The sequence below is a fragment of the Bacillus sp. CCNWLW194 genome, assembly GCF_037120585.1.
GTDB classification, from domain to species: Bacteria; Bacillota; Bacilli; order Bacillales; family Bacillaceae_G; genus Bacillus_A; species Bacillus_A basilensis.
Genome location: NZ_JBBBBL010000010.1, coordinates 27,775 through 39,837, shown reverse-complemented (window position 1 = coordinate 39,837; position 12,063 = coordinate 27,775). Strand labels below are relative to the sequence as shown.

The window sequence follows — 12,063 nt, the reverse complement described above, 5'->3', positions numbered from 1 at the left end:
AATGAAAGTTACATTTCTTGTATATAATATTTATGGAATGGGCGGAACGGTAAGAACTGTTGTAAATACAGCAAATTACTTCGCTGCTAAAAACCATGAAGTAGAAATTATTAGTGTGAGAAGAACAAGTGCTACTCCGATGTTTGATATTGATAAAAAAGTAAAGATTATCCCCATCTTTGATGCAAGAAAGGGGAAATTATTTGGTAAAAACACACCGTTATATCAAAAAATCATTAAAAGAATACTAATGAAATTCCCTAGTGTCTTCATAGATAAAAGTGAAGATTTGTATCAGATGTTTAATTTATTTGTAGATTTTAAAATCATTGCAGCACTTAAAAAGATAAACAAAGGAATTTTAATTACGACAATACCCTCTTTTAATATTCTAGCTACAAAGTTTGTAAAGAAAGATGTAATCAAAGTTGGACAAGAGCATTTATATTTTGCTGGTCATGCACCAGGATTGCAAAATAAAATAAAGAAACATTATAAAAAGCTAGATGCTCTAACATGTTTGACAGACTCCGAAATTAATGACTATGAGCAGTTATTAAAGGGAAGTAAAGTGGATTTATATAAAATAGAAAATGCAACCGATATTCCAAAAGAAACAGCAAAGCTGGATAAAAAAGTAGTCATTGCAGCTGGACGTTATGCTCATGAAAAGGGATTTGATCTCTTAATTCCAGCTTTTGCTAATGTTATAAAAAAACACCCTGATTGGAAGTTGAAAATTTTTGGGTCTGGAGTGGAGGAAGAGGTACTTCGCGAAAAAATCTTTGAGGAAAAAGCTTATAATAATATTTTCCTTATGCAAAAGACAAATAATATTATCGATGAAATGCGCAACTCTTCGATATATGCTTTAAGTTCTAGATATGAATCCTTTGGAATGGTAATTATTGAAGCAATGTCCGTTGGGGTACCGTGTGTAGGTTTTGCTTGTACAGGCCCTAGAGAAGTCATTACACATAAAGAAGATGGTATTCTAGTTGAAGAAGGAAATCTAGAGGAACTAGCTAATTCATTGATGATGTTAATTGAATCCGAAGAATTACGAAAAGAGTACGGTCGAATGGCAAGAAAGAATGTTGAAAAGTATACATTTAATGTTGTCGGTGGAAAATGGGATCGTATATTAGAAGAACAAGTACAAAAAAAGTCAAAAAAGAACGTAAAAGAAATACTTGTGCAGACATCTATATAAATTAATTTGATATGAAAAGAGCTGACTCGCAAAGTTGATAAGGAGCTATTGACTAGAGTTAGCTCTTTTTTTGTGTAATTACGAAGGAAAGAAAGCTTATTTATCAAGTATAAAAGACAGCACACCAAGAGAAGTTTTAGTCTATTATGTCTCTTCTTCTTTACAAATAGATATTGTTTATTCAATATTAGATAACTTGAAAGAGAGATTTGGAAAAGTCACTAATCCTGAAACGTTTCTATATTTGGATCAAGGTATTCAATATATACACCTTGAATTTCAGAAGCGTTATAAGAGACATGAGAGTTAGACAATCTATGCCCCATAGAGGCAATTACTTAAACAATGCGAGGGTGGAACCCTTTTGGGGTCATATGAAAGATGAATGGGAGTATAAAGATTATCCAGCATTTGAATCTATGGAGCTCACCCAAAAGGATTATATGGAAGAATATAATTATACTCGTTATCAGTGTACATTAAAAAAGATAGCTTCGGTTGAATACCGGAACCATCTTGTAAGTGCTTGATTTTTTAGTTTTTTATTTCTGTGTATTGTATAATTGTGGGTTGAAGAACGTTTTTATTTTATCATCACACAAAAGCATACTTAAAATAGCAAGTATTTCATTCATTGTATTTACAACAACATTATTATGTCTAGTAACGTACGTTTCGTTATTTTCATAAATGAATAGATTGGAGCCGGTTTTATTTATTGATTCTATTAACGGAATAATATGATCATCATACAAATTGTCATGTTGTGATGTAACTAAATAAACATTTGGTTTATATCGACTTTCTTTAATTACATTCCCTAGATAATTATTATAAAATGCTTTTGTTTCCTCTGTAATAGTTTCAGGTAGAATATATGTTAGAAAACTTTTATATTGCTCAATAAAGTTATAAAGATGATATTGTGGCACGGCAGTTAATATATTTTCGACACCTAATTCATATCCGAAATTTAGTGCAGCATAGCCACCTTTAGAAGGGCCAAAGAAAATAATGTCTTCTTTTAGAATTTTGTATTCATTGATTTTTAGTTTTAAAAATTCGAGTACTGCATCATGAACATCAAATTTTCCGTTTAGGCCTAAATAGTAACTACCTACATGCCCTATATCGTCTTTTATATAAATTTTTCTACAGTTATAAAATTTTAAACCATCAATTAAAGTATAAGGATAGCGATGCCTAGCATCATCTGAATTTTCATTACCTAATGATTGGAAAATAACTAATAATTTTCGCTCACCTTTAAAGTTTTGCACTGGATAAGGATCTTCCATATAGGTTAGTTCAATGCCGTTTTTTGCTTTATAGTGTACTTCGATTTTGCCACTCATAGTATACTCCTTGAATCAAATTTTTAATTATTTTTATTAATTATATTTGCTGAAAATATAAATGTATAAAGACAAATAGATAAGAAAATATATATAGAAATAATAATATACAAAAATCATATTAAGTATACAATGTTCAAACAATATACACAACGAATAGTAATATTTGGGATAGACAAAAAAGTATTTTATAAATATTATATAAAAGGTTTTTATAGGTAAATGGAAAACAATAATGATATTTACACTGTTAGGTAGTATGATTAATTTGATATAGGAAGAAAGTATTATGCTAGGGATATTTAATAAATTACAGAAATTATTCTTTGTTGCTACTGAGTTGTATATGTTAATAAAACTCTAGACTTAGAAGAAGAGTGTATAATTAAAATGAGGAATATTTTAACGGAAAGTCTAATGATTATTTATTAATACTATGCATTTTAATTGCAAGGCATTACAATTTGTTATTTTTATCGTTATAGTCAAATATAATTTTTAAATGATATTTCACCTTGTCGAGAATGTGAAATGTAATGCGCATATTAACCTAACCAACTAGAAAAGGAAAATTGAATTGTAAACGATGGTATGAGAAATTGAATTATATCTGATTCTGATGGTAAAAAGAAATGATATACTGAGAGTAGCACAGTTTGTTTTATCCTTCTTATTGTTTATAAAATATAGGGGTCATAGTTATTTGTTAAAAATAATCAAAAATATCTCTTGTTTTTTTAAAATAGAAAAATATTTTATGCATTGTATGATTAAAAGAAAATCTTATAAATTAGGAGGAGTATCATTGAAAACAGTAAAAAAAGCCATTATCCCAGCAGCTGGATTAGGAACTCGTTTCCTACCAGCAACTAAAGCAATGCCAAAGGAAATGTTACCAATTGTTGATAAACCAACAATTCAATACATTGTAGAAGAAGCGATTCAATCTGGAATTGAAGATATTATTATTGTAACTGGAAAAGGAAAGCGTGCTATCGAAGATCACTTTGATCATTCTTTTGAGTTGGAACAGAACTTACTAGAAAAGGGTAAGCATGAAATCCTTAAGAAGGTGCAAGAGTCTTCTAAAATTAATATCCACTATATTCGTCAAAAAGAACCGAAAGGCTTAGGTCATGCTGTATGGTGTGCTCGTAAGTTTATTGGTAATGAGCCATTTGCTGTTTTACTTGGTGATGATATTGTACAAGCTGAAACACCATGCTTACGTCAATTAATGGATCAATATGAGGCAACACAATCATCGGTAATTGGTGTTCAAACTGTTCCAGAGACGGAAACACATCGCTATGGTATTATTGATCCACTAGTACAAAATGGTCGTAGTTATCAGGTTAGTAAGTTTGTAGAGAAACCAGATCAAGGAACAGCACCATCTAACTTAGCAATTATGGGGCGCTATGTATTAACACCTGAGATCTTCACGTTTTTAGAGAATCAACAAACAGGAGCAGGCGGCGAGATTCAGTTGACGGATGCTATTCAGCGTTTAAATGAGATACAAAGAGTATTTGCCTATGACTTCGAAGGAAAGCGATACGACGTTGGAGAGAAGCTTGGATTCATTCAGACAACAATTGAAATGGCATTACAGCATGATGAATTAAAGAATGAATTATTAAGCTATATGGAGAAGTTATTACAAAAAGAAATGGTTAATAATTAACTTTCAAAAAAACCATCTCGGAAATTTATTGCAAAATAAATTTCTGAGATGGTTTTTTATCACTGTTTCATTAATTTATCTGCCACTTTTTTAGAAAGTTGCTTTGTCATTTTAGGAACAAAGGGTTTTATTGCACTGTTAAAAACAAAAGATACTTTGCCAGTTGTTCGCAATTCTAACTGACTTGTTACTTTTGTGGTAGAAGGGGAGATTGATTCAGCGTGAAAAAAGCCGCTACCAATTAATTTTTTTGTTGGAGAAGTCATCGTAAAGCTAATTTTATTAGGCATTTGCCATTCAATAATTTCAACATTTAGACTAACGTCTCGTTTAATAAATCCTAAATCACCGTGCAAACGCCAAGTCGAATGTTTGTCATCAATAACTTTATGTTTAACATAACCTGTGACTAGTGGAGCCCAATTGTTTATATCACTAATAAATTTCCAAATTAGATCTGGTGAAGTATTTAACTCTATAGTATGTATACCTTTTGCCATTTTTTGATCCCTTTCTAAAAATAAAGGTATTTGAATAATTGGGTTAAAATCCCATGTTTATTTTATTATAATATAAGTATGTAAATTCTATTACAAGCGTTTTTTGCTTTTATTTTAATAATTTTTTATTAAAATTCATATTTCTAAATATCACATTTAAGAGAATGTAAGGAAAATAGAGAAATAATGAGTAATATTAGGGAATTAATACGAAAAAGGTCGAAAATTGGGTTTTAATTTCTTATTTTTGTCATATATAATGAATCTTGAATACGACATTAAGGCTTAATATATTTGATATAATTTGCCTTTCCCTAACTTGGGTATACACTCTTTTCAACCTCCGTGTCAGTGATAATACATATTGAAAAGAGTGTATACATTTTTTTATTTAGAAGAGAAATCTTGAAATCCTTTTTTATAATGACAAATGGGATTTAAGATGGGATAATGATAGTATAACTTCCGGTGGTATGACCAATCTTGTTTAAGGAGAGAAGTGTATGCTAGATATTCAACAAATTAAAGAAATAATTCCTCATCGCTATCCATTCTTACTAGTGGATAAAGTTTTAGAAGTAGAAGAAGGAAAGCGTGCTATTGGGATAAAGAATGTTACAGCTAATGAAGAATTTTTTAATGGACATTTTCCAGATTATCCTGTAATGCCGGGTGTTTTAATTGTGGAGGCTTTAGCACAAGTTGGCGCTGTTGCTATGTTGAAGAAAGAAGAGAATCGTGGTCGCTTAGCATTCTTCGCAGGCATCGATAATTGCCGTTTTAAACGACAAGTCCGTCCAGGTGACCAACTTCGTTTAGAAGTTGAAATGACACGTGTACGTGGAGCAATTGGAAAAGGAAAAGCAATTGCTACTGTAGATGGTGAAATTGCTTGTGAAACAGAAATCACGTTTGCGCTTGGTGACAAGAAAGAATAAATATATTAAGATATGTGATAGACAAATAACAATATATAATTGTTGTTTGTCTATTTTTTGTGGATTGCTATATTATTTGGTTTTATTAAGTTTTTTTTTTGTATAATAGGATTTATATGTATTGTAAGTTAGGCTTAAGAAAGAAGGTTACAATAATGAAAAAGAAAATTTTATTTTGGGTACTCGGTATTCTTGGGGTACTAATCATAGGTGGAGGAGTTTATGCCTATAATGTATATTCTTCTGTATCTAATACATTAAAAGAAGTGCATAAACCTTTAAAACGAGATCAAAACAACAGTAATGTTGGAGAAAAAGTTAGTAAGAGTGAACCCGTGTCAATTTTATTACTAGGGGCAGACGAGCGCGGTAATGATAAAGGGCGTTCAGATTCTTTAATGGTGATTACATTAAATCCTAAAAATAACTCTATGAAAACAGTAAGTATTCCTCGTGATACTTATACAGAAATTGTTGGAAAAGGTAAAAGCGATAAAATCAATCATGCTTATGCATTCGGCGGAGTAGATATGTCTGTAGCGACCGTAGAAAACTTCTTGAATGTTCCTATTAATTATTATATTGAAGTGAACATGGAAGGCTTTAAAGATATCGTTGATGCAGTCGGTGGGGTAGATGTAAATAATGATTTGGAGTTCTCTCTAGAAGGGAAGCACTTCCAAAAAGGGAATATTCATTTAACAGGTGACCAAGCCCTAGCATACACACGTATGCGTAAAGAAGACCCACGTGGCGACTTTGGACGTCAAATGCGTCAGCGTCAAGTAATGCAGGCTGTTATTAAGAAGGGCGCAAGCTTCTCTTCTTTAACAGGTTATGGAGATGTATTAGCAGCAATTCAAAAGAATGTGAAGACAAACTTAACGCAAGATCAAATGTTTGATATGCAAAAGAACTATAAAGATTGCTTGAAAAATAGTGAGGATATCCAAATCCCAGGTGATGGTCACAAGGCTGCTAATGGCATTTGGTACTACTATGTTCCAGATGCAGCAAAACAAGATTTAACGAATAAATTAAAAACGCATCTTGAAGTGACTAAGTAATAAGTAATAAGTAATGATTCAACTTCTTTAGACAAAGTGCTAAAGGCCACGAAGTTTGGGCACAATATGTAACGGATTATTTCGTTGCTAAGTAATAAAGGTACACAAAAGGTATACGAGCAATCGTATACCTTTTATAATAAGAGAGTGAATAAGAAATCCTAATATATGTAGGAGGAAGACTATGAATTCAATTCTAATCTGCGGCGGAGCTGGTTATATCGGTTCTCACGCTGTGAAAAAATTAGTAGATGAAGGTTTATCTGTAGTAGTAGTAGATAACTTACAAACGGGTCATGAGGATGCAATTACGGAAGGTGCGAAATTTTATAATGGCGACCTTCGTGATAAAGCATTTTTAAGAGATGTTTTTACACAAGAAAATATTGAGGCTGTTATGCATTTCGCAGCTGATTCTTTAGTTGGGGTTAGTATGGAGAAGCCTCTTCAATATTATAATAACAATGTGTATGGTGCACTTTGCTTATTAGAGGTAATGGATGAGTTTAAGGTAGATAAGTTCATTTTCTCTTCTACTGCGGCGACGTATGGTGAGGTAGATGTAGACCTTATTACTGAGGAAACAATGACAAATCCAACGAATACGTATGGAGAAACGAAGTTAGCAATCGAGAAGATGCTTCATTGGTATAGCCAAGCTTCTAATTTACGTTATAAGATTTTCAGATACTTTAACGTGGCTGGTGCAACTCCAAATGGTATTATTGGAGAAGATCACCGTCCAGAGACGCATTTAATTCCTCTTGTATTGCAAGTGGCGTTAGGTCAACGTGAGAAGATTATGATGTTTGGTGATGATTATAATACACCAGATGGTACTTGTATCCGTGATTATATTCATGTTGAAGATTTAGTGGCAGCTCACTTCTTAGGACTTAAGGACCTACAGAACGGCGGAGAGAGTGATTTTTATAACTTAGGAAATGGTAATGGTTTCAGTGTAAAAGAAATCGTTGATGCGGTTCGTGAAGTTACAAATCATGAAATTCCAGCTGAGGTAGCACCACGCCGTGCGGGAGATCCAGCACGTTTAGTTGCTTCTTCTCAGAAAGCGAAAGAGAAGTTAGGTTGGGATCCTCAGTATGTAAATGTGAAGACAATCATTGAGCATGCTTGGAATTGGCATCAGAAGAAACCTAATGGGTATGATAAATAGATATAATAATTGAAAGAGAGAGTATTGTCGTTCAACATATGTTCGACAATACCCTCTCTTTTTTTATAAGATTTTTGCTATACTAAACTGTACTATAATACAGGATGGAAGGAGGAAAATAATGAAAATACTTGTAGTGGATGATGAATCGAGTATTCGTAATTTGATTCGGATGCAGCTTGAGATGGAAGGATACGAGGTGTTGACTGCGGCTGACGGGAGAGAAGCTTTAGAGAGATGGAAGGAAGGGCCGGATGTATTGATTTTGGATGTTATGCTTCCAGATACAGATGGGTATGAGTTACTTCGTCTGTTCCGTGAGAAGGATAGGGATATTCCAGTACTCATGTTAACTGCGAAGAGTCAGATGAATGATAAATTGCTTGGCTTGCAGCTTGGGGCGGATGATTATGTGACGAAGCCCTTCAATTATGCGGAGCTTATTCTTCGGGTCAAGAATATGGCGCGACGTGTGAAGAAGAAAGAGGTAACGGTAAGTCATGAGGTAATCGAGGCGGGAGAGATAACGATCTGTCCTAAGGAAAGAAAAGTGCATGTTAGTGGACAAGAAATTCAGTTAACGTACCGAGAGTTTAATTTATGTCAGTTGTTTGTTTCCAATCCGCAGCGTGTATTTATGAGGGATGAGTTGCTTGAGAAAGTATGGGGGTTTGAGTATATCGGAAATACGAGAGCGGTTGATATTATGGTGCAAAGACTGCGGAAGAAGCTAGGGAATAGCGGGGAATATATTAAGACAATTTATGGCGTTGGCTATAAACTAGATTGTTAAGTGGTGATGGTATGTCTTTAAAAAGAAATATGGTGTTTGGAATAGTTGGACTGTTAATCCCAATTTTTGTTCTTTTGTACGGAGTTGTTTATATTACGTTAGAAAAGAATATGTATCATAACGCGGCAAATTCTTTAGAAAAGTTAAGTGTAGAAGCACAAATTTATACGATGAATTATTTAGAGAAGGAAGCAGAGGTGGAGACGCTCGGTCCGAATTCACTTTTAATTGCTTCGTATTTAGCAAAGCGCATGGATGTCCGTGTACAGATGATTGGGAAGAATGGAGATGTTGTTGCGGATACGCAAAAAGGAGCACTTCTCCATCGGAATATTGATATTGAGAGCTCTTTGAAGGGGAAGAAATCTTATGTTTTTGAAGAGGGAGACCCAGCTCCAATTCTTTTGTTTTCAAGCCCAGTTTATTATGGGAACGATGTCATTGGAAGTGTTCGTTTTATAAATGAGTTAACGGGTGAGAAGGAAGTTTTAACAAATGTCGGTTGGACGTTCTTAATGACGTCTCTTTGTCTCGTAGCTGCGGGTATTTTCTTTGCAATTCGTTTGGCGAAGTCTCTCCATAAGCCGATTGATCAGTTAAGACAAATGGCGCATCGGCTTGCGAATGGTGATTATAAAAGTAAGATTGAGTTAAATGAATATGTGGAAATTGCTCAGCTTTCCGCATCTTTTAATGCGATGGCTGATGGAATTGAGCTGCATATTAAGCAATTGAAAGAGGAGAAAGAGAAACAGAAAGATTTCTTAGACCGCATTACGCATGAGCTGAAAACACCGCTAACGGCGATTATTGGCTATGTGGATTTAATTCCGAAGTTAAAGGCGAAGGAAGATGTACAGGAGAGCTTGCGTTATGTGGCTGTAGAAAGTGAGCGTTTATTATCACTTGTAGAGGAATTACTTAAGTCTTCAAAGTACGGAACGAGTACGTTTGAAGTGTCACCTACAGTTGTGAATATAAAAGAATTAGCCGAAGAAGCAGTTTCAATTGTGAAACCTCGTCTGCAGAAATTTGAGATTGAAGTTATCAATGAGTTAACAGATGTACATGTTGTTGCGGATTTCGATAAGACGAAACAGATCTTCTTAAACGTGCTTGATAATGCGATAAAATATAGCGATGCTACGCACATTCGTATGAATGTAATTGTAAATGAACGTGAGGCAAAGGTTTTTGTTCATGATGATGGCATTGGTATAGATGAAGGTGTGCTTGCAGAGTGGAATGAATCGCCAGAAGGGAAGGTACTTCCTTCTAGTTACGGGAATGGTTACGGTTTGTATATTTGTCAGGAGATTATGGATAAGCAGGGCGGAAGTATGCGGATTGAGAGTAGTGAAGAAATAGGCACTACAATATTTATTACATTCTTGCTTCCGAGACGGATGGAAGACATAAAAAACTTGAAAGCGGTTAAATGATACATTTATGAAACAATTATGCGGTATTTTCGAAACAACGTTTTTTTATCTTGGAGGTAGGCAGAAATGAAAAGGCTATCATTTCAAATCCTTATGTTTGTCCTTTGTATAATCGTTTCTCTTATTTTGTTTTATGTGATGGAGAAGCAAATATATAATCGAATCACAATAGTGAATGACAAACAAACTGTTTTACAAAGAGTGAATGAATCCCTGCCTACTGAAATGAAGGTTAGGCATGAAAAGTGGGGAGAAATTGTTATAACGGATGAAGTTCGTTTGCATACGATTGTTTCATTCTTTGACCAAATTCAAATAAACCCGAGAGAAGCTAAGATTCAAGAACAAGTATTTACTGGAGAAGTAACGTACTTGAACGGACATAAACGTACTTTTGCAGTAGGTGACTTGTTCCAGTACGGGGCTGATATGTACGGAAAGAATGGTACGGATCCAATGATTTCAGCATTTCAAACGTATTTGTTAAGCCTGTATTACACACCAGAGCGTATTAGTGACTTTTTTGCGTCAGCACAGGATGTCATAGTACGCCAAGGTGATGTAGAACGTGCGATGAATCTTACGCACATACTTGATTCGATTCGGTACGCAAAGCAAATTACAGATTACGGAGAAATACAGAAATTATTACAATCACAGAATGAACCGATTGCTTATATTACCGCTTATAAAATAGGTAAGCGTATAAAGAATGAACGTGAAGACATTCTTACTATTTCTGTGTATCCGTCTTATTTTGTTGTGCAATATCTCGGTGATAATAATGGGAATGTCATGTATATGAAAAGCTCCCTCGCAAATTTATTTGTAAAGGAGAATGTGTCATGAGAAAGATAGCCTTTTTCTTCTTTTTGCTAGTAATTGGAGGAGCGATGTCTAGTTGCTCTCGAGATACAACCTCTATTAAATATAATAAAAGTGGTCTCCCTATTTTGGATGATCGTCATCTCGTTGCGTATGTAGCAGCCCGTGAGGAAGTTGGGGAAGCCTTGCTTTCATCATTTTGTAAACCGCGCGGCTGTACGTATGAATTTATTCGTCTTTCGACAGAGGAGCTTCTTCGGAGGGTAGAAGAGGAAGCTGGAAATCCGAAAGCCGATATTATTATTGGCGGTACGGTAGACGCGCATCAAATGATGAAGCAAAAAAATCTATCTATTCCTGTTACGAGTCAGCATGCGAATCGTATTTCAAAAACTGTTAAAGATAAAGACGGTTATTGGTACGGTTATGAGGTGGAGAAGCTGGCAATTGCTCTTAATAAAGAGCGGTGGAATGAAGAAATAGCGCCGCTCGGACTTCCCTATCCATCAAGGTGGAAAGACTTGTTAAATCCAGTATATAAGGGAAAGATTGTTATGCCGGATCCAAATGTTTCAGGTACAGCATATACGTTTTTTCAATCACTTATTGATACTTTAGGTGAAGGGGAAGCGAAGGAATATGTTAAGAACCTTGCAGGACAAGTTGGAGAAGTAACGGTGAATGGTTACATACCAGCAGAACTTGTTGCGAGTGGTGAATATATGATAGGCATCAATTTCATGGGAGATCAGAGAATGCTTCAAAAACAAGGCTTTCCTATTTTAAGTAACGAACCTGAGCAAACAGGATTATCTGTTAATGCGATTTCGAAACTAAAACGTGCACCGAATGGTATTATTGCAGATTTATTTATTGATTATTGTTTATCAGAAGAAGCGGGTCACATTTTAGAAAAAGTTTCGTTTGGCGTACCAACGATGTTTGCGAAGAATGAGAAAGAAATAGAAGGGCAGCCGGTTAGAAGAACGAACCAAAATATATCAAATAGCGGAATAATCGAGATCTGGAATAGACAGCGTCTCTCTCAGAAGTGAGAAAAGGAGAC

General features: G+C 34.5%; 12 protein-coding genes. 10 read left to right on the top strand and 2 right to left on the bottom strand.

The genetic code is table 11. The features are described 5' to 3' along the window. Nucleotide 1 precedes the first annotated feature (1 nt). Nucleotides 2-1,213 (top strand): glycosyltransferase family 4 protein, encoded by a 1,212-nt coding sequence (locus V7S50_RS21640; protein WP_242254267.1) that lies wholly within the window; start codon nt 2-4, stop codon nt 1,211-1,213. Nucleotides 1,214-1,512: 299 nt separating this feature from the next. Continuing rightward, on the top strand, nt 1,513-1,743 hold the full coding sequence (locus tag V7S50_RS34075; RefSeq protein ID WP_336376475.1) for an IS3 family transposase: 231 nt from the start codon (nt 1,513-1,515) through the stop codon (nt 1,741-1,743). Nucleotides 1,744-1,755: 12 nt separating this feature from the next. On the opposite strand, the gene V7S50_RS21635 is transcribed toward V7S50_RS34075, so the two are convergent. Beyond that, on the bottom strand, nt 1,756-2,568 hold the full coding sequence (locus tag V7S50_RS21635) for a hypothetical protein (protein ID WP_075309785.1): 813 nt from the start codon (nt 2,566-2,568) through the stop codon (nt 1,756-1,758). An 805-nt stretch (nt 2,569-3,373) separates the two neighbouring features. Between V7S50_RS21635 and galU the strand changes: the two genes are divergently transcribed. Continuing rightward, the gene (gene galU, locus V7S50_RS21630) at nt 3,374-4,255 is read left to right on the top strand and encodes a UTP--glucose-1-phosphate uridylyltransferase GalU (protein WP_242254271.1); all 882 of its coding nucleotides are present in this window, start codon (nt 3,374-3,376) and stop codon (nt 4,253-4,255) included. Nucleotides 4,256-4,314: 59 nt separating this feature from the next. Here the strand turns inward: galU and V7S50_RS21625 are convergent, their stop codons facing one another. After that, nucleotides 4,315-4,755 carry a CoxG family protein gene (locus tag V7S50_RS21625; RefSeq protein ID WP_242254275.1) on the bottom strand — a complete coding sequence of 147 codons (441 nt, stop codon included), beginning with the start codon at nt 4,753-4,755 and terminating at the stop codon, nt 4,315-4,317. A gap of 503 nt (nt 4,756-5,258) precedes the next feature. Between V7S50_RS21625 and fabZ the strand changes: the two genes are divergently transcribed. The 7 genes from fabZ (at nt 5,259) to V7S50_RS21590 (ending at nt 12,052) form a co-directional block, all read left to right on the top strand. Beyond that, nucleotides 5,259-5,693 carry a 3-hydroxyacyl-ACP dehydratase FabZ gene (fabZ, locus tag V7S50_RS21620; protein ID WP_000884318.1) on the top strand — a complete coding sequence of 145 codons (435 nt, stop codon included), beginning with the start codon at nt 5,259-5,261 and terminating at the stop codon, nt 5,691-5,693. Between the two features lie 155 nt (nt 5,694-5,848). Beyond that, nucleotides 5,849-6,760: a polyisoprenyl-teichoic acid--peptidoglycan teichoic acid transferase TagU gene (gene tagU / locus V7S50_RS21615; RefSeq protein WP_242254277.1), complete on the top strand. Its 912-nt coding sequence runs from the start codon at nt 5,849-5,851 to the stop codon at nt 6,758-6,760. A gap of 184 nt (nt 6,761-6,944) precedes the next feature. Beyond that, entirely contained in the window at nt 6,945-7,937 is a 993-nt protein-coding gene (gene galE, locus V7S50_RS21610; protein WP_001084646.1) for a UDP-glucose 4-epimerase GalE, read from the top strand. A gap of 121 nt (nt 7,938-8,058) precedes the next feature. Beyond that, nucleotides 8,059-8,730: a response regulator transcription factor gene (locus V7S50_RS21605; protein WP_063221859.1), complete on the top strand. Its 672-nt coding sequence runs from the start codon at nt 8,059-8,061 to the stop codon at nt 8,728-8,730. Between the two features lie 11 nt (nt 8,731-8,741). Beyond that, nucleotides 8,742-10,172, top strand: coding sequence for a HAMP domain-containing sensor histidine kinase (locus V7S50_RS21600; protein WP_242254278.1), 1,431 nt, complete (start codon nt 8,742-8,744; stop codon nt 10,170-10,172). A gap of 66 nt (nt 10,173-10,238) precedes the next feature. Continuing rightward, a complete protein-coding gene (locus tag V7S50_RS21595; RefSeq protein ID WP_242254279.1) occupies nt 10,239-11,021 on the top strand; it encodes a DUF3919 family protein in 783 nt (260 codons plus the stop codon). After that, nucleotides 11,018-12,052 carry an ABC transporter substrate-binding protein gene (locus tag V7S50_RS21590; protein ID WP_098557143.1) on the top strand — a complete coding sequence of 345 codons (1,035 nt, stop codon included), beginning with the start codon at nt 11,018-11,020 and terminating at the stop codon, nt 12,050-12,052. The genes V7S50_RS21595 and V7S50_RS21590 overlap by 4 nt, the downstream gene beginning before the upstream one ends. Nucleotides 12,053-12,063 lie beyond the last annotated feature (11 nt).